Source organism: Saccharothrix longispora (assembly GCF_030852425.1).
Classification (GTDB): domain Bacteria; phylum Actinomycetota; class Actinomycetes; order Mycobacteriales; family Pseudonocardiaceae; genus Actinosynnema; species Actinosynnema longispora.
Genome location: NZ_NSDM01000005.1, coordinates 38,062 through 64,095 on the forward strand (window position 1 = coordinate 38,062; position 26,034 = coordinate 64,095).

24 protein-coding genes and 1 riboswitch are annotated in these 26,034 nt (G+C 73.7%); of the genes, 12 read left to right on the forward strand and 12 right to left on the reverse strand.

Going from position 1 to position 26,034, the window contains the following annotated elements; translation table 11 throughout:
• The first annotated feature begins 60 nt into the window (after window positions 1-60).
• On the forward strand, window positions 61-213 hold the full coding sequence (locus tag CKY47_RS13310; RefSeq protein ID WP_306746067.1) for a hypothetical protein: 153 nt from the start codon (window positions 61-63) through the stop codon (window positions 211-213).
• On the opposite strand, the gene CKY47_RS13315 is transcribed toward CKY47_RS13310, so the two are convergent.
• From CKY47_RS13315 to CKY47_RS13325, 3 genes are read right to left on the reverse strand one after another with little or no spacing between them, the layout of a single operon-like run.
• The gene (locus tag CKY47_RS13315) at window positions 186-1,136 is read right to left on the reverse strand and encodes a Dyp-type peroxidase (protein WP_306746068.1); all 951 of its coding nucleotides are present in this window, start codon (window positions 1,134-1,136) and stop codon (window positions 186-188) included. The two genes, CKY47_RS13310 and CKY47_RS13315, sit on opposite strands and share 28 nt — an antisense overlap.
• Entirely contained in the window at window positions 1,136-1,639 is a 504-nt protein-coding gene (locus tag CKY47_RS13320; protein ID WP_306746069.1) for an immunity 26/phosphotriesterase HocA family protein, read from the reverse strand. Before CKY47_RS13320 ends, CKY47_RS13315 begins: the two co-directional genes overlap by 1 nt.
• Window positions 1,609-9,399 (reverse strand): RHS repeat-associated core domain-containing protein, encoded by a 7,791-nt coding sequence (locus tag CKY47_RS13325; protein WP_306746070.1) that lies wholly within the window; start codon window positions 9,397-9,399, stop codon window positions 1,609-1,611. Before CKY47_RS13325 ends, CKY47_RS13320 begins: the two co-directional genes overlap by 31 nt.
• Before the next feature lie 418 nt (window positions 9,400-9,817).
• Between CKY47_RS13325 and CKY47_RS13330 the strand changes: the two genes are divergently transcribed.
• The 3 genes from CKY47_RS13330 to CKY47_RS13340 all read left to right on the forward strand — a co-directional run bounded on the left by CKY47_RS13330 (window position 9,818) and on the right by CKY47_RS13340 (window position 12,862).
• Entirely contained in the window at window positions 9,818-10,522 is a 705-nt protein-coding gene (locus CKY47_RS13330) for a phosphatase PAP2 family protein (protein WP_306746071.1), read from the forward strand.
• 148 nt (window positions 10,523-10,670) lie between these two features.
• On the forward strand, window positions 10,671-11,966 hold the full coding sequence (locus CKY47_RS13335; RefSeq protein WP_306746072.1) for a choice-of-anchor B family protein: 1,296 nt from the start codon (window positions 10,671-10,673) through the stop codon (window positions 11,964-11,966).
• 17 nt (window positions 11,967-11,983) lie between these two features.
• Entirely contained in the window at window positions 11,984-12,862 is an 879-nt protein-coding gene (locus CKY47_RS13340; protein WP_306746073.1) for a DUF8832 domain-containing protein, read from the forward strand.
• A 1-nt stretch (window position 12,863) separates the two neighbouring features.
• Here the strand turns inward: CKY47_RS13340 and CKY47_RS13345 are convergent, their stop codons facing one another.
• The 5 genes from CKY47_RS13345 to CKY47_RS13365 all read right to left on the reverse strand — a co-directional run bounded on the left by CKY47_RS13345 (window position 12,864) and on the right by CKY47_RS13365 (window position 17,568).
• Window positions 12,864-13,373 (reverse strand): hypothetical protein, encoded by a 510-nt coding sequence (locus tag CKY47_RS13345; protein ID WP_306746074.1) that lies wholly within the window; start codon window positions 13,371-13,373, stop codon window positions 12,864-12,866.
• Window positions 13,370-14,449: a DNA polymerase III subunit beta family protein gene (locus tag CKY47_RS13350; RefSeq protein ID WP_306746075.1), complete on the reverse strand. Its 1,080-nt coding sequence runs from the start codon at window positions 14,447-14,449 to the stop codon at window positions 13,370-13,372. The genes CKY47_RS13345 and CKY47_RS13350 overlap by 4 nt, the downstream gene beginning before the upstream one ends.
• Window positions 14,450-14,494: 45 nt before the next feature.
• A complete protein-coding gene (locus CKY47_RS13355; RefSeq protein ID WP_306746076.1) occupies window positions 14,495-14,809 on the reverse strand; it encodes a DMT family transporter in 315 nt (104 codons plus the stop codon).
• A 10-nt stretch (window positions 14,810-14,819) separates the two neighbouring features.
• A riboswitch (guanidine-III (ykkC-III) riboswitch) is annotated at window positions 14,820-14,884 on the reverse strand.
• 294 nt (window positions 14,885-15,178) lie between these two features.
• The gene (locus tag CKY47_RS13360; RefSeq protein ID WP_306746077.1) at window positions 15,179-16,543 is read right to left on the reverse strand and encodes a Gfo/Idh/MocA family protein; all 1,365 of its coding nucleotides are present in this window, start codon (window positions 16,541-16,543) and stop codon (window positions 15,179-15,181) included.
• A gap of 11 nt (window positions 16,544-16,554) precedes the next feature.
• Window positions 16,555-17,568 (reverse strand): Lrp/AsnC family transcriptional regulator, encoded by a 1,014-nt coding sequence (locus tag CKY47_RS13365; protein WP_306746078.1) that lies wholly within the window; start codon window positions 17,566-17,568, stop codon window positions 16,555-16,557.
• Between the two features lie 86 nt (window positions 17,569-17,654).
• Between CKY47_RS13365 and CKY47_RS13370 the strand changes: the two genes are divergently transcribed.
• Complete coding sequence (locus CKY47_RS13370; protein WP_306746079.1) at window positions 17,655-18,065, forward strand: hypothetical protein; 411 nt, start codon at window positions 17,655-17,657, stop codon at window positions 18,063-18,065.
• Window positions 18,066-18,132: 67 nt separating this feature from the next.
• Here the strand turns inward: CKY47_RS13370 and CKY47_RS13375 are convergent, their stop codons facing one another.
• The gene (locus tag CKY47_RS13375) at window positions 18,133-18,375 is read right to left on the reverse strand and encodes an acyl carrier protein (protein WP_306746080.1); all 243 of its coding nucleotides are present in this window, start codon (window positions 18,373-18,375) and stop codon (window positions 18,133-18,135) included.
• Between the two features lie 146 nt (window positions 18,376-18,521).
• Here CKY47_RS13375 and CKY47_RS13380 point away from each other — a divergent pair, with 146 nt between their 5' ends.
• Complete coding sequence (locus tag CKY47_RS13380; RefSeq protein WP_306746081.1) at window positions 18,522-18,980, forward strand: PaaI family thioesterase; 459 nt, start codon at window positions 18,522-18,524, stop codon at window positions 18,978-18,980.
• Window positions 18,981-19,007: 27 nt separating this feature from the next.
• On the opposite strand, the gene CKY47_RS13385 is transcribed toward CKY47_RS13380, so the two are convergent.
• On the reverse strand, window positions 19,008-19,703 hold the full coding sequence (locus CKY47_RS13385) for a class I SAM-dependent methyltransferase (RefSeq protein ID WP_306746082.1): 696 nt from the start codon (window positions 19,701-19,703) through the stop codon (window positions 19,008-19,010).
• Window positions 19,704-19,915: 212 nt separating this feature from the next.
• Here CKY47_RS13385 and CKY47_RS13390 point away from each other — a divergent pair, with 212 nt between their 5' ends.
• Window positions 19,916-20,665 (forward strand): inositol monophosphatase family protein, encoded by a 750-nt coding sequence (locus CKY47_RS13390; RefSeq protein ID WP_306746083.1) that lies wholly within the window; start codon window positions 19,916-19,918, stop codon window positions 20,663-20,665.
• Between the two features lies 1 nt (window position 20,666).
• On the opposite strand, the gene CKY47_RS13395 is transcribed toward CKY47_RS13390, so the two are convergent.
• On the reverse strand, window positions 20,667-20,906 hold the full coding sequence (locus CKY47_RS13395) for a hypothetical protein (protein WP_306746084.1): 240 nt from the start codon (window positions 20,904-20,906) through the stop codon (window positions 20,667-20,669).
• Window positions 20,907-20,912: 6 nt separating this feature from the next.
• Here CKY47_RS13395 and CKY47_RS13400 point away from each other — a divergent pair, with 6 nt between their 5' ends.
• The 5 genes from CKY47_RS13400 to CKY47_RS13420 all read left to right on the forward strand — a co-directional run bounded on the left by CKY47_RS13400 (window position 20,913) and on the right by CKY47_RS13420 (window position 24,804).
• Window positions 20,913-21,656, forward strand: a complete 744-nt coding sequence (locus CKY47_RS13400) for an NAD-dependent protein deacetylase of SIR2 family (protein WP_306746085.1) — start codon at window positions 20,913-20,915, stop codon at window positions 21,654-21,656.
• A gap of 118 nt (window positions 21,657-21,774) precedes the next feature.
• On the forward strand, window positions 21,775-22,644 hold the full coding sequence (locus CKY47_RS13405) for an LLM class F420-dependent oxidoreductase (protein WP_371320662.1): 870 nt from the start codon (window positions 21,775-21,777) through the stop codon (window positions 22,642-22,644).
• 113 nt (window positions 22,645-22,757) lie between these two features.
• Complete coding sequence (locus CKY47_RS13410) at window positions 22,758-23,438, forward strand: GTP cyclohydrolase II (protein WP_306746086.1); 681 nt, start codon at window positions 22,758-22,760, stop codon at window positions 23,436-23,438.
• Between the two features lie 20 nt (window positions 23,439-23,458).
• Window positions 23,459-24,352, forward strand: a complete 894-nt coding sequence (locus tag CKY47_RS13415; protein WP_306746087.1) for a dioxygenase family protein — start codon at window positions 23,459-23,461, stop codon at window positions 24,350-24,352.
• The gene (locus CKY47_RS13420) at window positions 24,349-24,804 is read left to right on the forward strand and encodes a MarR family winged helix-turn-helix transcriptional regulator (protein ID WP_306746088.1); all 456 of its coding nucleotides are present in this window, start codon (window positions 24,349-24,351) and stop codon (window positions 24,802-24,804) included. The genes CKY47_RS13415 and CKY47_RS13420 overlap by 4 nt, the downstream gene beginning before the upstream one ends.
• Window positions 24,805-24,822: 18 nt before the next feature.
• Here CKY47_RS13420 and CKY47_RS13425 read toward each other — a convergent pair whose 3' ends face one another.
• A complete protein-coding gene (locus tag CKY47_RS13425; RefSeq protein ID WP_306746089.1) occupies window positions 24,823-25,992 on the reverse strand; it encodes an RtcB family protein in 1,170 nt (389 codons plus the stop codon).
• Between the last annotated feature and the right edge of the window lie 42 nt (window positions 25,993-26,034).

Consider the following 26,034-nt stretch of genomic DNA (forward strand, 5'->3'; position numbering starts at 1 on the left):
GATGCCGTTCCGTCCGATCGAGGAGACCCGGGTCCCCATCCCGCACCGAGCGGGGTAGGCGTGGGCAAGAGCGCGCTGCACCGCCGCCGGTCGGTCGAGCGTGGCGAGCCGCCCGCCGGCCTCGGCCTGGAGCCGGATCACCTCGACCGCCTGGCCGAGCACCCGCTGGGCGCGCTGGGCGCCCGTCAGCCCGGGGACGGCACGGCGAAGTAGCCGCCGCCGACCGCGAGGAGGTAGGGGGCGAGCGCGTCCGCCGGCATCCGCGACTGGGCGAGGGCGAAGCCGGTGGCGTAGTCGTCCTGGAAGGCCATGAACAGCACGCCCTCGTCGGGGGTGCCCTGCGGGGTCGGCGGCGCCTGGTAGGACCACGACCTGCGGAGCATGCGCGGCGACGGCGCGCCGGGCGTGCGGGGGTTCATCGCCCGGACGTGCGAGTCCAGCGGGATCACCGCGCCGGTCGGGTCGGCGGCGAGGTCCGGGACCTCGTGCGGCGGGGTGCCGTCCAGCCACGTGCCGTCCGGCCGGCGGCCGACGATCCGGCTCTGCCGCTCCCCGGTGTCGTGGTCCCACAGCCGGTGCGCCAGGCGGATCACCCGGACCGCCAGCAGGGCCTCGCCGGTGGGCAGCAGGATCGACCGGTCGTTGGTCTGGCCCTCGACGAAGCCGAACGGGTTGCGCTGGAGCGCGTCGTCCACGGTGTCCCGCCGGACCGGGGTCCGCCAGGTGACCTCCACGTCCGGCAGGGCGTCGCACAGCTCGGTCAGCCGGTCCGCGCACGCCGCCTCGTCGTCGCCCTCCACCTGGAGGAACGCGTCGGTGTTCGCGCGCTCGGGCAGCAGCACCTCGCCCGGGAACGGGGGCATCGCGGTCAGACCCGGCGTGGTGGGCGACAGGCGCGCGCCGAGGCCGACCAGGACGTCCGGCTCGCCGCGCAGCTCCCGCAGCGGACCGGCCGCGCCCGTGCGCAGGAACGCCACCGCGCCCGCCCGGCCCGGTCGCCGCAGCGCCGGGTGCGCGGTCCGGTCCACGCCGGTCCGGTCCACCTCGGTCCGGTCCGGTCCGGGGGCGGGCGATCCGCACCCGGTCAGGGCGGTGAGCACGGCCCCCGCCAGGAAGGTGCGCCGGGTCGGGCTCATCAGGTGTAGCCCACGACGGGCAGGCCCAGCGCCCGCCCCACCTGGCGGTCCACCGCCACGTACCCCGCCAGGCCCCACGTGCCGCACGGCTCGGTGCGGCGCGCGACGGGCGCGCCGCGCTCGTCGAGGTGCTGCCCGTCCGCGGTGCGGAAGCAGTGGTGCGCCAGCACGTCGCCCTCGGCGAGGTCGTGGTGCGCGACCGGGCGGAAGTAGCCCTTCGACCACGGCAGCCGGTTGATGAACAGCGGCGGGATCAGCAGGGCGTCCGGGCGCAGCCGCGCGAGGTCGGGCACGGGCTCGTCCGACGGCGGGCCGTAGACGTAGACCAGGTTCGCGCCGGGCATCGGCGCGCGCTCGCGCGGCAGGTCGGCGGCCACCACCCGGCCGAACAGGAACCTCCCGTCGGCCAGGTGGAGCGCGAACACGTCGCCCGCGCGCACCGCCTTGCGCGAACCCGGTCCCGCGACCAGGTTCACCTCGGGTACCCGTTGCGGTTCAACCACGCCTCACCCCAGTTCACGGCCTGATCGTAGTAGGGGTGCTTGGGGCTGATGCTGTTGATCTTGTTCTCCCCCTTGTGGCGGCTGATCAGCGCCTGCTCGATGGCACGCGCCTCGCCGCGGGTCACCGAACCGTTGCGGGTCACCGTCTCCAGGTGGTCGAACGCCTTGCCGGCGTGCTCGCCGGCGCGTCGGGAGACGTTGTTGGTGATGCCGGAGTACACCGAGTCGCCGTTGCGGATGCCCCGGTAGACGTCCACGCCCGCCTCGGCGTTGCGGCCCTGCGTCAGCGCGTTCGGGAACGGCGGCATCGCCTTGGACGCCTTGCCCAGCCCGGACAGCGCTCCGCCGAGGGCGCCCATCGCGCACCCGCCCGCCGCCGCGCCGCCCACGCCGCCCCAGCCCCAGTCGACCTTGCGACCGGACAGGCGCTGGCCCGCGTAGTTCATGCCGCCTTCGAGCAGCCCGCCGACCAGGCAGCCCACCAGCAGCGGGTTGTGGCCGGACGGGTCGGTGAGGTTGGTGGGCGAGTTCGCGGCGTAGGCGTAGAGGTTCGTGCCGCCCGCGATGCCGATCGGGTCCTCGGAGATGAACCGCTGCAACGCCGGGCTGTAGTACCGCGCCCGGTGGTGGCTCAGCCCGGTGCCGTCGTCCTGCCGCCCGGTGAACGCCAGGTCCGAGCCCCGCCGGTCGCCGGTGGTGGTCGGCACGCCGAACGGGTCGTAGGCCGTGGTGGCGGCCGTGGTCCCGTCCGCGCGGCCCAGCGCGACCGGCGAGCCGAGCGCGTCGGTCAACGTCGTGTCGGTGACGCCCGCCGCGGTGCGCGCGAACCACTGGTCCGTGCCGGCGGACAGCAGCGACCCGGTCACCGCGCCCGCCGCGTCCAGCTCCGCGACGGCGTTCGCGCCGTCGGTGACGAACCTCGTCGTGACGCCGCCGACCGCGCGGGTGGTGCGGGTGCCCGCCGCGTCGTAGGCGAACGCGGCGGTGAGGCCGACCCGGCTGGTGCCGGTGAGCCGGCCGCGCGCGTTCCACGTGTAGGTGGTGGTGCCGTCGCCGGTCAGGTTGCCGTCGGCGTCGTAGGTCAGCGCCGTGCCGCCCGCCGAGGTGAGGCGGTTGGCGTCGTCGTAGGTCAGGTCGGCCCGCGCCGCCGGGAGGGCGACGCCGGCGAGGCTGCCGGTGACGGACGTGCGGCGGCCACTGGCGTCGTAGGTGTAGCCGATCCCGCCCTTCGGCGTGCCCTGGTGGGCGTAGGCGATGCCGGTGACCTGGCCCGCGGCGTCGTGGGTGTAGGTCTGCGTCCACCCGCCCGGCAGGGTCAGCACGGCCACCCGGCCCGCCGCGTCCCTGGTGGCGGTGGTGGTGTCGCCGCCCCGGCTGACGCCGGTGAACGCGCCGGACGCGTCGTAGGAGTAGGTGGTGTCGGGCAGCCCGGCGACGCTGGTGGACGTCTGCCTGCCCGCCGCGTCGTACCCGCGGCCGACCGTGCCGTTCGGGCCGGTCACGGCGACGAGGCGGTCACGGGCGTCGTAGGCGTGGGTGAGCGTGCCGCCCGCGCTGTCCTCCAGCACGGCCAGGCGGTCGAGCGCGTCGTAGGTGTAGGTGAGCTGCGACTCCTGCGCGGACGCGCCCGTGACGCCGAACCTGGTCCCGGTCGGCCGGTCGAGCGCGTCGTAGGCGGTCTCGGTGCGCTTGCCGGAGCGAGTGACCGAGGCCGTGGGCCGGCCCGCCGCGTCGTAGGTGGTGGTGGCGGTGCGGCCGAGCGGGTCGGTCGTGGACACCGGCCGGTCCTGGCCGTCGTAGGACCACCGGGTGACCTTGCCCCGCTGGTCGGTGTACGACGTCAGGTTGCCGCCGTCGTCGTAGCCGAAGCGGCTCACGCCGCCCAGCGCGTCGGTGACGGCGACCGGCTGGTCGAGGGCGTCGTAGGCGGTCAGCGTGGCCGCGCCGGACGGGTCGGTCTCCTGCGCGAGGCGGCCCGCCGCGTCCACGAAGTGCTTCGCGGTGCGGCCCAGCGGGTCGGTGGCCGTCACCGCGCCACCCGCCTCGTAGGTGAACCTGGTGACCGCGCCGCCGGGGTCGGTCACCGTCGCGACCTGGCCGGACGAGGTCCACGTGGTGGTGGTGACGCGGCCCGCCGGGTCGGTGGCGGTGAGCGGGTTGCCCTTCGCGTCGTAGGTGTAGGTGGTGGTCGCGCCGTCGGCGTCGGTGGTGGACGTCGGCCGGTCGAACGTCCCGTACGCGGCCGTGCCGCTGGTGAACGCGTCACCGGTGCCCGCGAGCCCGGTGATCGCGGTGATCCGCCCGCCGGCGTCGTAGGTGTACTCGGTGCGCCTGCCGTACGGGTCGACCACCGCGTCGACCCGGTTGTCCGGGCCTCGCACGTAGGTGGTGGTGCGGGCCAGCGGCGTGCCGTGGGCCGCGGTGTCGGACGCCACCATGTGGTTGGCGTCGAAGACGACCCGGCGCACGGACCCGTTGGGCTGGGTCACCCGCGTCTCGGTGATCGCGCCCGCCGCGTCGAGGGTGTAGGCGAAGTGGAACGTGCCGCCGTCGGCGAGGTCCTGCCGCCGCACGCGGCCGTTCGCGTCGTAGGCGACGTCGAGGTAGGCCACTCCCCTGGCGTCGGTGATCCGGGTGATCCGGTTCGCACCGTCGTAGGCGTAGGTGGTGACCTTGCCCGCCACGTCGGTGACGGTGGCGAGCCTGCCCGCCGCGTCGTAGGTGTAGGCGGTGGTGCGGCCGATGTTGTCGCGCGCCCGGCTGACCCGGTTGGTCGCGTCGTACTCCAGCGCGATCCAGCGCCCGTTGGGCGAGGTGATCCGGGTGACCTCGCCGTTCGCGCCGCCGGTCCGGGTGAACGTGACCTGGTTGCCGTTGCGGTCCTGCATCGCGCGCGGCCTGGCGTACCAGGGGAAGAAGTACTTCGTGCCGTCGCGCAGGGTCAGCACCCAGTCGCCGTCGGCCTGGGCGATGGTGGAGCCGGTGAACCGGCCGGGTGAGCCGACCGCGCCGAACACGGCGTCGCCGTAGCCGGTGCCGGGCGAGGTCCGCACGTAGTGCGCCCGTCCGCCGCCGGGCGTGTAGAGGTCCACCTCCTGGTACTGCTGCTCGGAGGCCAGGAACATGTTGAAGTCGGCGCCGGAGTTCAGGCCGAACTCGCGGACCTTGCCGTCGCCCTGCCAGTACTGGCGGGTCAGCGCGATGGGCAGGGTGTCGTTCAGGCCGAGGTCGGTGTGCGCGTCGGTGAGCAGGCCCGTGGACAGGTCGACCGGGTCGCCGGACAGCTTGTCGATCAGGTCCTGCCACCACGGCTTGTCCGGCTTCGGGTTGCCGGGCGTGTTGAACATCGCGCCGTCGAGCGTCCACAGGCGCGTCTTCTCGTCCGGCACCACGCGGGTGCCGTCGTCGTTGACGCGGCCCTTGCCGTAGACGTACCAGCCCTTGTCGGTGGGGTCGTAGTTCCAGAAGTCGACCTCGGTGCCGGGCGGCAGGTCGGTGTAGTTCGGGTACACCACCGACGCGCCGTCGGGGAAGATCGACGTTCCGCCGGGCTGCACGGTGAAGTACGTCGGCACGATCCCGTTGCGCGGCAGCGGGTACGGCGGCCGGTCGACCGGGATGGCGGTGATGCCCAGCTCGCGCACCACGTTGCCGTCCTGGTCGCGCACCACGGACCCCGCCGGGACGCGCACCTCCAGGCCCGGCACGTCGGGCGTGGTCAGCACGGTCTCCTCGGTGGTCGGCGCGCCGATCTCCACCGTGTTGCGCATGTCCAGGCGCGGCAACCACACCGTCGCGTCGAGCGGCGTGGTGGTACCGGCCGTGATCCGGGCGCGGATGCGGAACGTGCCGAACTTGACCTTCCCGGCCGCGTACCCGTCCACGACGACCGTGGTGGCGTTCTCGCGGACGTCCGCGAGCAGGAAGCGGCCCTGCGCGTCGGTGGTGGTGCGCACCGAGTCGACGCGCACCGGGATGCCGGCGAGCGGCGCGCCGTCGAGGTCCCTGACGTGGCCGCTGACGGCCGTCGTGCCGGGCGGCGCCACGAGGTCCTGCACGGGTGCGGGGGCGGCGCGGCGGGTCGACCAGTCGACGCCGTCGAGGTTGCCCTGGTCCGGGGACCAGGCCGGGTCGAGGTCGGGTTCGGGCGCGGCGTCGGGGGTGGCGGCGTTCGGCGAGCGCAGGTCGGCGGGCACGCGCCCCGGCTCGGTCTTCGCGGGCCTCGGGTCGTCGACGTGCGGCGCGTCGTCCGGTTTGCGGGGTCGGGGGAATCGGACCTGGGCCTGGGCCTGGGCCTGGGCCTGGGCCTGGGGTTCGGTCACCTCGGTGGTGGCGGTGGCCGCGCCGGCGGGCAGGGAGGCGGTGAACGTGACGGAGCCGAGCAGCGCCCCCGTCGGCATCACGACGAGCCGGTAGGCGCCGGCCGAGGGCAGCGTGACGTCGAGCGTGGAGTTGCCGTACTTGGCCGCGCCGATCCGGGCGCCGCTGGGGCCGTTGAGCTGCCAGTCCAGGTCGCAGCAACCGAACGACGACGACGTGCCGGAGGACTGGATCACCACGCGCTGGTTCGCCGCGCCGGTGAAGATCGCGTAGGCGTCCTGGCCGGGGTTGGTGAAGGTGACCGGTGTGGCGGTGCCGTTCAGCGGGAGCGTGCCGAGGTCGAGGTCGTTCGGCACGGTCCAGGTCTTGACGGTGGTGCCGCCGGTGAGGGCCGCGGCCGGGTTGAGGTCGATCCGGTACGTGCCGTCCTGCGGCAGGGCGATGGTGTCCAGGGTGTTGTTGTTGTACTTCGCACTGCCCACGCGCGCGCCGTTGGGGGCGGTCAACTGCCAGTCCAGGTCGCAGCAGCCGAACGACGACGACGTGCCGCTCGTCTGGATCAGAACGCGCTGCCCCGTGGTGCCGGAGAACGTCGTGTAGGCGTTCTGACCCGGGTTCGCGAACGTGACGGTCTTCCCCGTGCCGTCGGTCGGCTGCGCGCCCGCGTCCAGGTCTGCGGGGACGGTCCACGCCTTGATCGTCGTGCTGCCGGTCAGGGCGGCGGCCGGGTTGAGGTCGATCCGGTACGTGCCGTCCTGCGGCAGGGCGATGGTGTCCAGGGTGTTGTTGTTGTACTTCGCACTGCCCACGCGCGCGCCGTTGGGGGCGGTCAACTGCCAGTCCAGGTCGCAGCAACCGAACGACGACGACGTGCCGCTCGTCTGGATCAGAACGCGCTGCCCCGTGGTGCCGGAGAACGTCGTGTAGGCGTTCTGACCCGGGTTCGCGAACGTGACGGTCTTCCCCGTGCCGTCGGTCGGCTGCGCACCCGCGTCCAGGTCTGCGGGGACGGTCCACGCCTTGATCGTCGTGCTGCCGGTCAGGGCCGCGGCCGGGTTGAGGTCGATCCGGTACGTGCCGTCCTGCGGCAGGGCGATGGTGTCCAGGGTGTTGTTGTTGTACTTCGCGCCGCCCACCCGCGCGCCGTCCGGGGCGGCCAGCCACCAGTCGAGGTCGCAACACCCGAACGACGACGACGTGCCGCTCGTCTGGATCAGAACGCGCTGACCCGTGGTGCCGGAGAACGTCGTGTAGGCGTTCTGACCCGGGTTCGCGAACGTGACGGTCTTCCCCGTGCCGTCGGTCGGCTGCGCGCCCGCGTCGGCGTCGGCGGGCACCGTCCAGACCTTGGCCGTCGTGCTGCCGACGAGCGTGCTCGCCGGGTTGAAGTGGACGCGGTAGGTGCCGTCCTGCGGCAGGGCGATGGTGTCGAGGGTGTTGTTGTTGTACTTCGCACTGCCCACCCGCGTGCCGTCCGGGGCGGCCAGCCACCAGTCGAGGTCGCAGCAGCCGAACGACGACGACGTGCCGCTCGTCTGGATCAGAACGCGCTGCCCCGTGGTGCCGGAGAACGTCGTGTAGGCGTTCTGACCCGGGTTCGCGAACGTGACGGTCTTCCCCGTGCCGTCGGTCGGCTGCGCACCCGCGTCCAGGTCTGCGGGGACGGTCCACGCCTTCACCGTCGTGCCGCCGACCAGGGCGGCGGCCGGGTTGAAGACGAGGCGGTAGGTGCCGTCCTGCGGCAGGGCGATCGTGTCGAGGGTGTTGTTGTTGTACTTGGCGTTGCCCACCCGCGTGCCGTCCGGGGCGGCCAGCCACCAGTCGAGGTCGCAGCAGCCGAACGACGACGACGTGCCGGTGGTCTGCACGATCACGCGCTGCCCGGTGGTGCCGGTGAACGTCGTGTAGGCGTTCTGGCCCGGGTTCGCGGTCGTGACCGTCCGCGCCGTGCCGTCGAGGGCCTGGGCGCCCGCGTCGAGGTCGTCCGGGACGTTCCACGCGCTGACCGTGGTGCCGCCGGTGAGGCCGCGGGCGGGGTCGACCCGAATCCGGTAGGTGCCGGTCTGCGGCAGGGTCGTGGTGTCGAGGGTGTTGTTGTTGTACTTGGCGTTGCCCACCCGCGTGCCGTCCGGGGCGGCCAGCCACCAGTCGAGGTCGCAGCAGCCGAACGACGACGACGTGCCGGTGGTCTGGATCAGGACGCGCTGCCCGGCGGTGCCGGCGAAGGTGGTGAAGGCGTTGCGGCCGGGGTGGGTCGTGGTCACCGGCTTCGGCGTGCCGTCCAGCGGTTGGAGGCCCGCGTCGAGGTCGGCGGGCACCTTGTGCACGGTCACCGAGATGGTGCCCGCGTTGGCCGAGGTGTTGCGCAGCACGATGGTCCGCAGGCCGGGTCCGGTGGCGGGGCCGGTCTCGATCCAGCCGCTGGTGCCGGGGCACGACGCCGAGCCGGTCTGCCGGTTGCGCTCGTCGTAGGCGCGGGCTTCGAGGTTGCACGAGCCGAACGTGCCGCCGGTCAGCGTCACGGCGAAGCGCTCGCCGTCGGCGGCCGGGAAGTGCCGCAGGGCGTACTTGCCCGCGGGGACGGCGACCTGCGTGGCGGTGTCGACCGGGATGCCGGCGGTCGAGTCGATGTTCTCCGGGGCGACGCCCGCGGGCGGCACGACGAGGACGCCGGCGCTGGTCGCGGTGCCGGCGGGGGTGCTGAACGTGACGGGGCCGGACGCCGCGCCGGGTGGGACGGTGACCGTCAGGCTCGTGTCGGTGCGGGCGGTGACCGGGGCGAGCAGCCCGTTGACCCGCACCAGGTTGTTGGCGAACCCGGGGTCGGTGTTGGCGACGGTGAGCGTGACCGCGGCGCCGCTGAGGGCGGTCCTGGGCGTGAAGTCTGCGAGGGCGGGGCGGTCGTCGCCGATCACCACGACGCCGTCCAGCGCGGCCGTGCCGTTCGGCGAGGTGACCGACAGCGGGCCGCTGCCGGCGCCCTCGGGGACGGTCACGACGAGCCGGTCGGGTGTCGCGGAGGTGACCGTGCCGGGCGTGCCGTTGAACCGGGCGCTGGTGCCGGTGGCGGTGAAGCCCTTGCCGGTGACCGTGACGGAGTCGCCGGGGCGCACCCTGCCGGGCACGGCCGACAGGACCGCGACGGCGGGCGTGCCGAGCCGTTCGACGCCGGTGGTGTTGCCCGCCGCGTCGTAGCGGTAGCGGACGACCGAGCCGTCCGCCGCGACGACGCCGGTGAGCCGGCCGAGGGCGTCGTAGGCGTAGGACGCCGCGCCGGGCGGTGGTTCGACCTGTGGTTGGGCGGCCTGCGACCGGGCGGCCTGCTGCGGCAGCGGCGACCGCTGTGGCCCGGGTTGGGCGGTGGAGTACCCCGCGGCGGAGCCCGCGACGGTGAGGAGTGCCAGGAGCAGGGTGGCGAGGCGTCTGGTCGAGCGCGGCACGTCGTCTCCTCGGACCGGGGGGAGGGTCGCGGGCAGGGGCACAACCCGGCCGCGGGGAGGCTCGGCCGGTCGGGCGGCACAGCGCGCAGCGGGGAGCAGGGATCGCTGCGATCGACGTTTCGCGGCGCGAACCGGGTTCATTACAGGGGTCACCCGAATGCCGGGCCCGGTTGATCGTTCCCGGTCGCGTGGACTACCCGTCCGCGCACGTCGGGCTCGGTCCGGTGCCCGAAATGACCGGCTTCGGGGTGCCGCAAGGACGGCCTGCGGCCTCCTGGCCCAACGGTGGGGCGCCGGCACGCCCGAGGTCGCCGGCACGGCCCGCGCACGTCGGCGGGTTCCCATACCCCACACCGGGGGACGGTGGATCACGACCACCTTGCGACACGCCGACGAGCAGGTGAATAACCTTGGCGTCGTGATCACCGCAGTGTTCGAGACCAGCGCCGACCTCTACCGCGCGATCACCGAGTTCGCCGCCGGGACACCGCTGTGGTTCCAGGGCTTCGCCGAGTGGGGCACCGACGGCGGGCTGGTCGTGTTCGCCCTGCTGTTCCTGCTGGCCGCCTGGCGGCTCCGGCGGGCGCCGTCCCGTTCGCTGGCCCCGGCCCTGCTGGCGCCGTTCGCGACCGTGGGCGCGTACGCGATCAGCGAGACGGCCAAGTCGTTCATCGAGGAGGAACGCCCCTGCCGGGCGGTGGCGGGCGCGCTGGCGCTGGCCGAGTGCCCGCCCGCGGGCGACTGGTCGTTCCCCAGCAACCACGCCACGATCGCCGCCGCGAGCGCGGGCGCGCTGGTGCTCGCGTGGCGCGGCCTGGCGCCCGTGGTGCTGCCGCTGGCCGCGATCATGGCGCTGTCACGGGTGTTCGTGGGCGTGCACTACCCGCACGACGTGGCCGTCGGCTACCTGCTGGGCGTCACCGCCGCGCCCCTGCTGGCCCTCGCCTTCCGCCCGGTCGCCGTGGCGCTCGTCGACCGCTTCCGCCCGCTCCTGCCCGGGTCGACGTCCCCGACGCCGGACGCGGACACGGTCGTCGTGGGCGCGGTGGACGTCACGGAGCGCATTCCCCGTCCCACCCCGGCCGGCGACGACACGACCCGGCGTCTGCCGCGCGTGCGCTGATGTCCCGCCGGACGAACGGGAAGTCGCCGGAGAACCGACGATCGGCGGTTCACCCACCGTAGCCACTCCCCTACCGTGGGACTCGATCGGGAACCCTGCTCCCGGACGGCCCCAGCGGTCCGGGCATTTCCGGCGAGGAGCGCTGCCCATGAGGATCCTGCGAACAGCCGGGCTGGCCGTGCTCACGGCCTCCTTGGTCGCGCTGTCGATGACGGCCGCGTCCGCGCACGACCCCGACACCCCCGAGGGCCAGGCCGCGGCCCGCACGTTCATGGCGGACCACGTCCCCGCCGAGCGGCACGCCGTGGTCGGCACCGCCGCCGGCGTGCCCTGCGTCGACGGCAAGGCCGACATCTACCCCTGCGAGAACGTGGACCTGCTCAGCGTCCTGCCGCTGTCGCGCATGGGTGGCGGCAACGGCAACGACGTCTGGGGCTGGACCGACCCGTCCTCCGGCAAGGAGTACGCGATCGTCGGCCGCACCAACGGCACCGCGTTCGTCGACGTGAGCACGCCGACATCGCCCAGGTACCTGGGCAACCTGCCGTCCAACGGCGGCAGCAGCAGCTGGCGCGACATGAAGGTGTACCAGGACCACGCGTTCATCGTGGCCGACTTCATCACCGGCCACGGCATGCAGGTGTTCGACCTGACCCGCCTGCGGTCGATCACGACGCCGCAGACGTTCACCGCGGACGCCCTGTACAAGGGTTTCGGCCCGGCGCACAACATCGCGATCAACGAGGAGACCGGCTTCGCCTACGCGGTCGGCTCCAACACGTGCGGCGGCGGACCGCACATCGTCGACATCCGCACCCCCAAGTCCCCCGTCAAGGCGGGCTGCGTGTCCCAGGACGGCTACACGCACGACACCCAGTGCGTGGTCTACCGCGGCCCGGACACCACCTACCGGGGGCGGGAGATCTGCTTCAACGCCAACGAGGACACGCTCACCATCGTCGACGTGACCACGAAGTCCGCCCCGGTGCAGATCTCGCGCAAGGGCTACTCCGGCGCGCAGTACTCGCACCAGGGCTGGCTGACGGAGGACCAGCGGTACTTCCTGCTGGACGACGAGCTGGACGAGTCGAGGGGCACCGACAAGCGCACCAAGACCTACATCTGGGACCTGGCGCGGCTGTCGTCCCCGGTGCACACCGGCACCTACAGCTCTCCGGCCACCGCGATCGACCACAACCAGTACGTCAAGGGCGGGTACACCTACCAGGCCAACTACCAGGCGGGCCTGCGCATCCTGGACGTCACGCAGGTCGCGTCGGGGCGGTTGACCGAGGTCGGCTACTTCGACATCCACCCGGCGTCCGACAGCGCGAAGTTCAACGGGGCGTGGAGCGACTACCCGTACTTCGCCAGCGGCATCGTGCTGGTGAACGGCATCGAGCAGGGCCTGGTCGTGGTCAGGCCCAACCTCCCCTCCCGGTAACCCGCGAGGGGGGGGACGTGCGCGACCTGCGGTTCACGGACTGGGTGTTCGTCGTGGCCGCCGCGGCGGTGGTGGTGGCGGGCGGGCTGGCGCTGTCCACCCCGTCCCCACCCGGCTCGGCGACGCACTCCACGCACCAGCGCGCGGCGGACCTCGTGCCCGCCGCGCACGGCGACGGCCTGTCCGACAACGAGAGCGGCTACCGCCTGGAACAGGTGACGACACCGGGCACGCGCGGGGACGCCGTGCCCGTCGCGTTCCGCGTCATCGGCCCGGACGGACTGCCGCGCACGGGCTTCCGCGAGAACCAGACCAAGCAGCTGCACCTCTTCGCCGTCCGCGACGACATGCACGTCTTCCGGCACGTGCACCCGACGCTCGTGGGCGACGAGTGGCACACCGCCCTGGACCTGCCCGACGGGGGCGCGTACCGGATGTTCGTCGAGTTCGTGCCGCACGACACCGCCGACCCCCGCCACCCGGTCGTGCTCGGCGTGCCGTTCAGCGTGCCCGGCGACACGACCCTGGTCCCCGTCCCGGCCCCGGACGTCGAGGCGGTCACCTCCGACGGGTACACGGTGACCCGCGTCGACGAGCCGGTGACGCCCACCGCCCTGCGACCGCAACGGCTCCGGTTCGCCGTCCGCGCCCCGGACGGCGAACCGGTGCGCGCGCTCGACCCGCACCTGGGCGCCTACGGGCACGTGACCGGTTTTCACACCGTGCTGCTGTCGGCCACCCACCTGCACCCGCTGGAACCGCTGGGCGTGCCGCTGACCGGCGGCGGGCTGTCGTTCCAGGCCGTCTTCGCCGAGCGCGGCGAGCACCGGCTGTTCCTGGAGTTCTCGCACGGCGGCTCCACCCACACCGCGGCCGTCACCGTCGAGGTCGTCTGAACTACCGGGTGGCCGGCCCCGGCGCGCTCGCGCGCTTCCCGGTGGACCGGCGCTCGATCGCCTCGGCGACCTCGTCGACCGCCCGCCGGATCATCGTGCCGTAGCCGTCGTCCCCGAGGGTGTGCTCGTGGCGCCGGGCGGCGGAGACGTGCTCGGCCGCGGCGGTGAACGAGCCCAGCCTGCGGAAGCCGTCGGCGAGGTTGAGGTGCAGCGACGGGAGGAAGGCGGCGATGCGCAGGCCGTCGTGGTGGCGTTGGACCCGGTCGTCGGTGAGGACCTGCGCGGCGTCGAGCGCGCGGACGTCCCAGACGAGGGCCTCCGCCGGGTCGTCGTGGAGGTCGGCCGCGTAGTGCGCGAGGACGCACCGGTGGAAGGGGTCGCCCACCGGGCCGATCCGGCGCCAGAGCTCCAGCAGCCGCGTGCGCGCGGCGGCGGTGTCGCCGGTGTGGCCGAGGCTCACGGCCGCCGTGATCTCGGCCATGGTGGGGTCTTCGGTGGGTGCGGTGGTCATCGGGCACGTCCTTCGGGTTCCGCGCGGAGGGGCATGACGAGGGTGGTGAGGTCGCCGTCGTCGGCCGAGCGGACGACGACGGGGTCGTGGGGGCCGGCGAAGTCGAGCATCACGTCCGGGCCGACCGCCGTGCCGATCGCCGGGTGCAGGGTGGTGGTGGCGAACCCGATCGTGAGCGCCGGGCCGGTGACGACGGCGGCGACCGGTGGTGCGGGCGGGGTCCCCGCGGACGAGACGACGACCCGGGACCCGCGCACGTCGAGCCGGACTCGGTGGTCGTGCTGCGCCTCCACCTCCCGCAGCAGGGCGTTGCGGGCCACGAGGACGCGGGTGCGCACCTCCGGCAGGGACGCCAGCAGCAGCCGGTGGTCGGGGAACGGTTCGGGCAGGGTGCGGCACTCGCGGGCATCGCCGTCGTCGTCGCCCCGGAGGTGGACGCGGCCGGCGCGGGTGCTCACCCGCAGGTCGTGCCGGCGGCGCGTCCACGGCAGCGCCAACCGCAGGTCGTCGGCGTCGACGGTGACCGCCCAGTCGGCCTCGCTGGGCGCGGTGGGGACCAGGGTGCGGGTCGACAGGCGGTACCGGTCGGTGGCGGTGAGCACGACGCCGTCGGCGGACACCTCGACGCGCACCCCGTTGAGCACGGGCAGTTCCGGCTCCTGCGCGGTGGCGGTGAGGACCTGCTCGACGGCGGCGGTGAACACCGGGCCGTTGAGGCACACGCGGGGGGCCGACGGCACGAGGCCCAGCGCGGCCTTGACCGCCGCGGCGGTCTCCCACGCCCGGCGGGTGCGGTGCGCGAGGTGCGCCACGTGGTCGTCGATGATCCGGGCGGCATCGCGGGAGCCGGGCGCGAGGACCTCGGCGATCAGCTCCAGTGGCATGTCGACCTCGCGCAGGCGGCGGATCGTCACGGCGCGTTCGGCCTGGTCACGGGTGTAGTAGCGGTACCCGGACGAATCGTCCACGCTGGCCGGTGGCAACAGGCCCGAGTCGGCGTAGAAGCGCAGCGCGCCGGCCGTCAACCCGCTGGAGCGGGCGAAGGCACCGATGGTGAGGAGTTCGGGGTCGGGCACCCGGCCATCATCGGGCTTCGGGTAACCCGAAGGTCAACCCCGCGGTCAGTGGGTGAGCTTGAGCCCGATCACGCAGCCCACGATCCCGGCCAGCAGCAGCGCCCTGACCAGGGACACCGGCTCCGTCCCTGACCACATGGCGTAGCCGGCGGTCAGGGCCGCGCCGATCCCGACCCACACCGCGTACGCCGTGCCCACGGGCAGGCCGCGCATGGCGTACGCGAGACCGCCCATGCTGCCGGCGGCGGCGATGGCGAACACGACCGTGGGCCAGAGCCTGGAGAACCCCTCCGACCTGCTCAGGGCGGTGGCCCACACGGCTTCCAGCACGGCGGAGAGGAGGAGGACGATCCAGTGCACGACGACTCCCGGAACGCCGTCTTGTCGCTGACCGGGTACGGCGCCGCTCGTCCGGGAACCCGCTCCGGGTTCGCCTCCACCTTCCCACACGCCGGTGCGCCGGACGCGGCGCAGTCGGTCACCAGCCCCGCCGCCAGGGCCACCACGATGACGACCACGGCCGCCGCCAGTCTCATAACCGCTCCCCGATCGGTCCCGGACGCCGTTGTACTGCGGATCGGTTGTCCGGTGTCGGTGCGGCCCGGCCGGACGACAAACACCGGACAGCGCACACCGGACAGCGGGCAGCGGGCAGCGGGGACAGCGCGCCGGTCCCACCGGTTCGCGGCACAGGGGTGCGCCGGTCCGACCGGCAGCCGGTTTCCGCGTTCACCCCTCCTGGAACAGGTCGGCGAGGCGCACCGCCCGGCCGGTGTCCAGGGAGCGGTTCGCCGCGATGCCCACGCCGGCGGCGAGCAGGCCGTCGCGGAGCCCGGCCCGGCGGCCCAGCGGGTCTTCGACGCCGGACGGGCGGAACACGTCGGCCAGCAGGCGGGCGTCTCCCCCGCCGTGGGCGCCTTCGCCCCGCGGGACGTCGACCAGCCGGGCCGGGGACCAGTGGGGTTGCAGCAGGAGCCGTTCGCCGGGCGGACGGGGGTCGGCGGTGATCGGGCGGTCGGCGGTGGCCGCGCGCTCCGGGGTGGCGCTCGGGTCCACCACCGGGCGGCCCACCAGGCCCGCCGCGCCGACCGGGGGCACGTGGCCGCGTTCCACCACGTCCAGCTCCAGCCTGCCCGCCGTGCCGTTGACCGCCACCCGGTAGCCCTCCCACGGCGAGTGGGCGTTGAGCGAGTAGCTCATCGACGCGCCCGAGCGGTAGCCGACGACCACCGAGAGGTTGTCCTCCGTGGTGATGCCCCCGCTGAACACGTCGCGGTCGCGCAGGTAGCCGTCGTCCGGCTCGGCCTCCAGGTAGAGCCTGCGCAGCACGTCGTCGGCGCGCAGGTCCAGGGCGAACGGGTCCGTCCCCGCCCCCGCCGCGCCCGTCGAGCGCTCCGGACGCGGGCCGAGGCCGCGCGCGGCGGCGTTCTCGGCTCCGTAGAACCGCAGGCCGCCCAGCGCGAACACCGTCCGCGGCACGTCGCCCAACCACCAGTGGACCAAGTCGAAGTGGTGGCTCGCCTTGTGCACCAGCAGGCCGCCGGAGTCGGCCTTGTCCCGGTGCCAGCGCCGGAAGTAGTCGGCCCCGTGCACGGTGTCCAGCACCCACTCGAAGTGCACGGAGGTCACGTCGCCGATCGCGCCCCCCGCGATCAGCCGGCGCACCTCGCCGTTGCGCGGCGAGTACCGGTAGTTGAACGTCACCACCACCCTTCCCGCCGAGTCGCGGGCCGCCTCGGCGATGGCCCGCGCGCCCTCGGCCGTGGTGGTCAGCGGCTTCTCCACCACGACGTCGCACCCCGCCCGCAGCGCGGCCACGGCGTAGCGGTGGTGGGTGGCGTCCGGCGAGGTGACGACCACCGCGTCCGGTCGCCGCTCGCGCAGCAGGTCGTCGAACCGCTCGGGCGCGTAGCGCGCCGGCGCGCGTCCCAGGACGGCGTCGTAGTAGGACATCCGGGTCGGGCTCGGGTCGCACCACGCCACCACCTCGCCGTCGTCGGCGTACTCGGACGCGAGCGCCTCCACGTACATCGCGGCGCGGTGGCCCACGCCGACCACGGCGTAGCGGCGGCGGGAACCCGCGGTGTCGGACAAACCGGTGCTCCTCACGGTGCGGGCAGCCGGCCGTCGTGCCGGACCGCCCAGGGGTCGACCGGCACGACGGAGGTGCTGCGGCCGTCGGGGGCGAGCAGGCAGCCCATCCGCTTGACCGCGCGCAGCTCGATCGTGCGGTCGTTCACGGCCAGGCTCGGGAAGTGGGTGGACAACCGCTCCTCGAAGCGCCGGCTGTCCGGCAGCGACCGCAGCCACAGGCTGATCACCAGGTTGTCCGCGCCGGTCACCGCCGCGCACATGCGGACCTCCGGCAGCGCGGCGAGCCCGTCCACCACGGCGCGCAGCCCGTGCGGCGGCACCCTGGCCCAGAAGCTCGCCGACACCGGCCACCCGGTGACGGGCTGCGCGGTCTCGCACCGGAACGTCAGCGTGCCGTCGCGCACGGCACGGGCCAGCCGCCTGCGCGCGGTGGACGCGCTGGTACCGGTGCGATCGGCGAGGTCCGCGACGCTGCACCGCGCGTCGGGGGCCAGCGCCACCAGCAGGTCCCGGTCCGCGTCGGCGAGGACGCCGGCGACCGGCGGCGGTGCGCGCAGGACCGCGCGCTGCCCGCCGGTCAACGAGTCGAACCGCCACGCGCCGCCCTCGGCGAACATCCGCGTGACCAGGTGCGTCCGGGTGGCCCGAACCCCGGTCAGGCCCAGCACCAGGGTGGACAGCGACGCGAGGTCCGGCGTGAGAACGGTCAGGCACAGGTCGCGCCCGCTGCTGGCGATCGTCACGGAGGCGATCTGCGGCACCCCGACCAGCTCGGCGATCACCCGCTCACGGGTCGCCGGCTCGCAGTCGACCTCGACGAACGCCAGGCAGCGGTGCCGGGCCCAGCCCACCAGGCGCGGGTACGCGGTCACCCGGACCACCCCGGCCCCGGTCAGGCGATTCCAGCGGCGGGCGGCCGTGGCCGGGTCCACGCCGAGCGCCGCCCCCACCTCGGCCCACGAGGCCCGCGGAGCGACCTGGACTACGTTGACCAGCGCCCGGTCGGTCTCGTCGAGGTCGTACACGGCGGAATCCTGCACCGAACCCCCCGGTCGTGGTGCTTACCAGGCATCTCCACCCCAGGTTAGACCCGGATGGCGACCGTGGGGCCATGGACGCGAAGCGGAAGAACCCGCACACCACCCGCACCGCCGGCTGGACCGGCCTGGTCGTCGCCGGTCTCGGCGCACCCGCCTACGCCCTGTGCACCGCGTTGATCGACGACGGCACCGGCCCGCTCGGCTTCGTCGGCGACGTCGCCACGCTCTGGGGCCGGGGGACGCAGGCCGCCCTGGTCCTGCTGGGACTCGCCGTGCTGCTCGCCTTGGAAGCGGCGCTGACGAGGGGCTTCACCTCGGCGAGGACGAAAACCTGGGCGGTGGTGCCACCGGGCGCGGCGGCCGGCCTGGTCGCGGCGCCGCTGCTCGTGCTGGTCGCCGTCCCCTGCCTGCTCCTGCTCACCGCGCTCGCGGCGATCAGCGACAACGACAGCCCCCGCGACGACTGGATCGGCGGGCTCTGACCCGGCGCGGGGTGCTGAAGCGGCGGTGGGGTCCACTCGGGGTTGGACCCCACCGCTGGTGGGCGGCTCAGCCGACCGCAGGACCGGAGTCGCCGCTGGCCGCCATGTCCTTGAGGAACTCGTGGCACTGCTTGGCCCGCGCCGAGTCCTCCTCCATCACCCGGCGGAAGAAGTCGGCGATGTCCTGCCGACCCGCGTTCTCCGCGTCACGGACGTACTGGCCGTAGTCGTGCCCCGCCTTGAGCGAGTGGTACTGCACGGAGATGAGGTCGTAGCTGACGTCGTCGAACCCGGTCTCGCCGGTGGCCATCGTTCCTCCTCGGTGTCTCACCCGGACTGCGGTGTCCCTTGGCCTGGTCCGCTTACCCCGCACGACGCCGATCAACCCCCTGCGCGCCGATTGCGTCCGGACGGGTGTCGACCGCACCACCCGGGGGTCCCTCTACTGTGGACGCGGTGACCAGCATCCAGGAACGCCTCTACCCCGACCTGCCCTGCTTCGGCTGCGGCCACGGCAACCCGAAAGGACTGCGCCTGCGCAGCCACCCCGGCGACGACGGCGTGGTGACCGCCGCGTTCACCCCGTGGCCCGAGCACGACAACGGGCTGGGCTTCCTCAACGGCGGCATCATCTGCACCGTCCTGGACTGCCACAGCGCGGCGGCCGTCGTCCTGGAGGCGGAGCGACGCGGCTGGCCGGCCCTGCCCGGCGCCGCACTGCCCTACGTGACGGCCGGGCTGGACGTCCGCTACCTGCGCCCCTCGCCCCTGGAGCAGCCGGTGGAACTGCGGGCGGTGGTCCGGGAGGCCGCCGAGGCGCAGATGCTGGTGGACGTCTCGCTCGTGTGGGACGGCAAGCCGCGCGCCGAGGCGACGGCCCTGTGGAAGCGGTGGCGTCCCCGACCCGCGAACTGATCCCCGGACAGACCCGCGCGGACCCCGTCAGGCGCGCGGGCGCACCGCCCTGATCCACAGGTGCCACGGGACGTCGTCGTCGCCGACCCGCGGCTCCCGCAGGGCCTCGATCAGCAGACCGGCGTCCTCCAAGGCCTCCGCGTAGGCGCTCAACGGGTGGTTCCAACCGCTGAACCTCATCCGCATCCCGTCCCGCTCGACCTCCTCCTCGAAGCGGTGGCGCCCGAAGTACGGGCGGTCGAGGACGAACAGACCGCCGCGGCGGCTGCCGGTGTTGGTGATCGGGTGGGTGATCGACAGGCACAGCCTGCCGCCCGGCTCGAGCACCCGGCCGATCTCCGCGACGGTGCCCGGCAGGTCGTCCACGTCCATGAGCACGTTGTAAGCGACCACCAGGTCGAACCCACCGTCCGGCAAGGGCAGGCCGGCCGCGTCCGCGAGCAGGTACCGCCCCCCGGGGTCCGCCTGCCGCGCCGCCTCCAGCAGGGTGGGCGAGGCGTCGACACCGGTCACCCGGTGACCCCGTCCACCGAGGTCGCGGGACACCCGACCCTCGCCGCACCCCAGGTCGAGGGTCGCCCGGCCGGCGGCCGGCACCAGCGCGAAGAACGCGTCGCGGTAGCGCCAGTACGAGTCGAAACCGGGCTTGCGCACCCAGGCGATCCAGTTCCGCGCCTGCTCTTCCCAGCCCTGCGCGGCCGTCGTCAGCGCCTTCTCGGTCACCGACCGGACTCTAGTGCCCGCCGCACGTCGACCCGGGCGCACGCGCGGACCGCCGAGGACGGGTGTGGCCGTCGACCGGGGCAGCCGTGTAGAACAGCCGTGCAGACCAGGCCGACGCCGAACGACCACACCCGAGGACGACCATGCGACCGGACCCCGCCGCGCCGCCCCACCTCGACGACACCGTGCCCCACACCACCGGGAGCTGAGGCGTGGACGACCACACCCTCGCCCGCCGGCTCGCCGACGCCGCCCGCGACCTGCTGCTGCGCCTGCGCACCGACCGCACTGACCTGCACGGCGCCGACCTCGGCCGCGAAGGCGACCGGCTCGCGCACGGACAGCTCGCCGCAGCCCTCGCCCACCACCGCCCCGACGACACCGTCCTCTCCGAAGAGGGCGGCCCCGTCCCGACCGACCGGCGCACCGGCCGCCTGTGGATCGTCGACCCCCTCGACGGCACCCGCGAGTACTGCGACCGGAGCCGCGGCGACTGGGCCGTCCACGTCGCCCTCGCCGACGGCGGCACCCTCGTCGCCGGCGCCGTCGCCCTCTCCTCCGGCCACACCCACGCCACCGACGCGCCCACCCCGCTGCCCCCGCCCGCCCACCGCGCCCGACCACGCGTCGTCGTCAGCCGCAGCCACCGCCCCGCCCTCGTCGACGCGCTGGCCGACGTCCTCGACGTGGACCTCGTCCCCCTGGGCTCTGCCGGCGTCAAGACCGCCGCCGTGTGCACCGGCGACGCCGACGCCTACGTCCACGCCGGCGGCCAGTACGAGTGGGACAGCGCCGCACCCGTCGCCGTCGCCGCCGCGGCCGGGGCGCACACCTCCCGCATCGACGGCAGCCCGCTCGTCTACGCCACCCCCGACTCCGGCATCCCCGACCTGCTGGTCTGCCGCCCCGAACTGGCGTCCACGCTGCTCACCGCCCTCGCCACCGCCCGCACCCGACCCTGAATCAGCCCAGGCAGCTGCCGCACCGGCGCACGAGCGAGTAACGGGCCTCCAGCTCACGGCGCGTGCCGCAGATCCGGATGTGCCCGCCCAGCCCCGGCACCGCGCCGATGCCGCGGCAGCTCACCCGGTGCAGGACCATCGACGCGGGCGCCAACGTCGGCTCGGCGTTGATCACGAACTGCCCCGGGTTGGCCGCCACCCACCACTCGTAGGCGCCGTTGTCCTCGTTGAACTCCAGCATGCCCCCATGATCCCCCGCGCCCGCACGCCCCGGCTTGGGCCGATCGACCGAACCCGCCACCGGCCGGCCGACCCGAAAGCGCTGGTAGAACACCACCGCCGCTGGTACGTCGACCACGGGACGACGGTGGAGATCGCGTGCGACGAATCCGGCTCCGAGGGCGAGAAGCCCGTCGGCGGGGTCACCGCCGTGTTCGCCCACGCCGCCGTCCGCCTCGACCTCGCCACCGCCGAGGAGTACAAGGCCGACCACGTCCGGCGCACCCGCAACCGCGCCGCCCTCATGTGGCTCCTCGGTACCAGCGGTCCCATCCACGGGCGCGGCCACGTGCAACTGGTCGACAAGCGACTCCTCCTCACCGCACGCGTCGCCGCCGTCTACGGCCACCCGCCCACCGGTGAACCGGGGCCCTACAACGACGCCCTGCGCGCCCGCGGCCCCCGCGGCGCACTCGACCCGCTGTTCCCCGCCGTCGTGCGCGCCGTCCTGCACGACCACCACCCCTCCCTCATCGGGAAGCTCCAGCAGGTCGCGCCCGGTCTGCGCAACCTGACCCCCGTCGCCTCCCCCACCGACGCCCGCGTCCGGGTCGCCGACTTCCTCGCCGGCATCGCCCGCCGCACCGCCGAGGAGGAGCTGCACGGCAGGCGTGACGACGAGGTCGTCGCACTCCTGTGCCCGTACGTCTTCGGCGACCTGGGCCGCCCTCGTCCCCCGTCGAATGGTTCGTTTCGGATGACACTGAAATAATCGCGAAAATCGGGACCACTGGTCCGTCCTTTCAGGACGGACCATGCTTGACCCGGAGCGCGCTCCAGGCACTAGCGTCGCGACCGTCGGTGACGAGCGGTGGAGAACGGAGCGCGACGTGCGACTCGGGGTGCACATCAACCGGTTCAACCAGGACCCGCCCCTGCTCGGCCCCGGGTTGGCGGCCGCCTGCGCGGCGGCCGAGGAAGCCGGGGTCGGCTGGTTGTCGGTCATGGACCACTACTTCCAGATGGAGCAGAACGGCGGTGCCGAGGACGCGATGCTCGAGTGCTACACGACCCTCGGTTTCCTCGCCGCGCACACCTCGACGATCCGCCTCGGCGCGCTCGTCACGGGCGTCACCTACCGCCACCCCGGCCTGCTCGCCAAGATCGTCGCGACCCTGGACGTGCTGTCGGGCGGCCGGGCGACGCTCGGCATCGGCGCCGCCTGGTACGAGCGCGAGCACGTGGGCCTGGGTGTGCCGTTCCCGCCGCTCGCCGAGCGCTTCGAGCGCCTGGAGGAGGCGATCCGGATCTGCCTCCGGATGTGGGACCCGGCGGAGAACGGCCCGTTCGAGGGCAGGTACCACCGACTGGCCGAGACCCTGTGCGTGCCGGCGCCGGTGAGCGCGCCGCACCCGGAGATCATGATCGGCGGCAACGGCGAGCGGAAGACGCTGCGCCTGGTCGCCCGGTACGCCGACGCGTGCAACCTCCTCGTGGCGGAGCCCGCGGAGGTGGCGCACAAGCTCGACGTGCTGCGCCGCCACTGCGACGACCTGGGCCGCGACCACGGCGACATCCGCAAGACGGCGGTGCTCGTCGGCCCCGTCCCGCAGGAGGCCGACGCCCTGGCCGCGGACCTGGCGGGGTACGCGGACCTCGGCCTCGACACCGTCGTGCTCAGGTCGCCGGACGGCGACCCGGCCTCGTGGATCGAGCGGGTGGTCGCCCCGAACACCGGGCGGTTCACCGGGGCAGGCTGACCGCCGGTCCGGCCCGACGACACCGCCGTGACGCACGCCACGCCTCTAGTTGTTGAAGTTTCAAATTAAAGCGCGCAGGCTCGTACTTGAAACTTCAACATCCGGAGGTCGGGATGACGAGCACCGCGGTGGCCCCCGCGACACCGCCGAGCAGGCCGACCCCACCACCCGCTTCGGTGCGCACACGGGTCGTCGCGCCCCTGGCGTTCGCGGACGGGTACGGCACCGAGGCCGAGGTGTTCACCTTCACCGGCCTCGTCGACGGCCTGGAGCACCTCGCCCTGGGCCTCGGCGACTGGCGTGCCGCGGTCGACCGCCCCTCCGGCGCACCCCTGGTCCGCCCGCACAGCGAGTGCCTGACCGGTGACGTGTTCGGCAGCCTGCGCTGCGACTGCGGCCCCCAGCTGCGCGAGGCGGTCGAGCGGATCGCCGACGCCGGCGGTCTCCTGCTGTACCTGCGGCAGGAGGGCCGGGGCATCGGTCTGTACGCCAAGCTCGACGCGTACGCGCTCCAGGACACCGGCCTGGACACCTACCAGGCGAACACCGCCCTCGGCCGCGGCGAGGACGAGCGCGACTACACGCCGGCCGCCCAGATGCTGCACGCGCTCGGCGCCGACCGGATCGCGCTGCTGAGCAACAACCCCGACAAGGCGGCCCAGCTCGACGCCCTCGGCGTGCGCGTCACCGAACGGGTCCACACCGGCGTGCACCTCTCCCCGGCGAACGCCCGCTACCTGGCCGCCAAGGTCGCGCACACCCACCACACCCTCGACCTGCCCGTCACCGGCTGACCGCCCAGGAGCGCTCCCCCATGACCACGACCACGGCCCGCGCCGACGCGCTCATCCCCGCGACGCACCCGTTCCGGCAGCACCTCGACCGCGTGGCCGCCCAGGACGCGACCGCGGCGCACCGACCGTGGACGCCGGCCGACGGACCGCTGCCCGCCCTCTACCTCAGCCACGGCGCGCCGCCGCTGTTCGAGGACGCGCCGTGGATGACCCGGCTGCACGCCTGGGCGCGCGACCTGCCCCGGCCGCGCGCCATCCTCATCGTCAGCGCGCACTGGGAGTCCGCCCCCCTGGCGATCAGCAGCAGCGCGGCGGGCACCGGGCTCGTCTACGACTTCGGCGGCTTCGACCCGCTGTACCACCGGATGCGCTACGACACCCCCGACGCCGGCGACCTCGCCCACCAGGTGGCCTCCCTCCTGCCGCGAGCGGTGCACGAGCACCGCGGCCGCGGCCTGGACCACGGCGCCTGGGTGCCGCTGAAGGTCATGTACCCGGAGGCCGACGTCCCGGTGGTCCAGCTCAGCATCCCGACCCACGACGCCACCGCGCTGCTGGCCCTGGGCGAACGCCTGCGCCCCCTGCGCGACCACGGCGTGCTGGTCATCGGCTCGGGCTTCATGACCCACGGCCTGCCGTTCCTCACCCGCGACATGGTCGTCGACGGCGCCGTCCCCGGCTGGTCCGCGGACTTCGACGCCTGGGCCGCCGACGCCCTGGCCCGCGGCGACGTCGACGAACTGGCGGCCTTCCGCGACCGCGCACCGGGCATGCCCTACGCCCACCCCACCGTCGAGCACTTCACGCCGCTGTTCATCACCCTCGGTGCCGCCACCGACCCGACCGCGCCCGTCGACACCACGATCGAGGGATACATGATGGGGCTGGCCAAGCGATCCTTCCAGACCACATGACCAGGTGGCTGTCCGAACCCGAACTCGACACCTGGATGAGCCTGACCAGGGTCCTGCTCCTGCTGCCCGCCGCGCTGGACCGCCAACTGCGCGAGGACACCGGCGTCCCGCACGCGTACTACCAGGTCCTGGCCATCCTGAGCGACCAGCCGGACCGGTCCATGCGCATGACCGACCTGGCCAGGGTCACCGGAACGACCCCCAGCAGGCTCTCCCACGCCGTCGCCAGCCTCGAGCAGCGCGGCTGGGTCGAGCGCCGGGCGTGCCCGACCGATCGCCGCGGTCAGGTCGCCCGGCTCACCGACACCGGCCTGGCGGTCCTCGGAACCGCCGCGCCCGGCCACGTCGCCGAGGTCCGCCGGCTCGTCTTCGACCACCTCACCGACGACGACGTCGCCCGGCTGAAGACCATCACGGACAAGATCGCCGACGCCCTGCCGCCGGGCGCCTGACCCCTCGGCCGGGTCCGCTCAGTCGCCCTTGACGTTGACGACCTGGCGCAGGGTGTGGCGCACCTCCACGAGGTCCCGCGCGTCCTCCATCACGACGTCGATGTCCTTGTAGGCAGCGGGGATCTCGTCGATGAACGCGTCGGTGTCGCGGTACTCGATGCCGACCATCGCCCGGCGCAGGTCCTCGCGGCTGAACGCCCGGCGCGCGGCCGAACGCGAGTACTCGCGCCCCGCGCCGTGCGGCGACGAGTTCAGCGCCTGGCGGTTCCCCTTCCCCACCACCACGTACGACGCCGTGCCCATCGAACCGGGGACCAGGCCGGGCCGGCCCTCCTCCGCGTTGATGGCGCCCTTGCGGGACAACCACACCTGCGTGCCGAAGTGGGTCTCCTGCTCGGTGTAGTTGTGGTGGCAGTTGATCGTTTCGAGCCGCTCGACGTCACGGCCGGTCCACTCGGCCACGCACCGGACGACGCGGTCCATCATCTCCTCGCGGTTGAGCCACGCGAACTCCTGCGCCCAGCGCATCTCCTCGACGTAGCGCCAGAACTGGTCCTCGTCCTCGACCAGGTACGCCAGGTCGCGGTCGGGCAGGTCGATCCCCCGGCGCTCGCACTGCTGCCGGGCGATCCGGATGTGCTTCTGCGCGATCTTGTTGCCGACGCCGCGGCTGCCGCTGTGCAGGAACAGCCACACCCGGTCGGTCTCGTCGAGCGTGATCTCGATGAAGTGGTTGCCGCTACCCAGGGTGCCGAGCTGGAGCCGCCAGTTCCCGGCGTGGGAGGCGGGGTCGAACCCGGCGGCCTCCGCGTGGCGGTCGAGCACCTCGACGCGCTCGCGCGCCGTGTCGGTGAGGGTCTTGTTGTACTTGCCCGCCGACAGCGGGACGGCTCTCTCGATGGCCTGGCGCAGCGGGGCGAGGCGGCGCGAGCGGAAGTCGTCACCGGTGAACGGGGTGCGGACCGCGATCATGCCGCAGCCGATGTCGACGCCGACCGCCGCCGGGATGATCGCGCCCAGGGTCGGGATGACGCTGCCGACCGTGGCGCCCTTGCCGAGGTGGGCGTCGGGCATGAGGGCGAGGTGCGGGAAGATGAACGGCATCCGCGCCGTCTTCTCGGCCTGCGCGCGCGTGGCGGGGTCCAGGATGGACGCCCAGTTCATCAGCCGCTCGGTGATCTGCTGCACGGTTCTCCTCTGCTCGACGTGGAAGTCAGGCGTCGGCGGGCG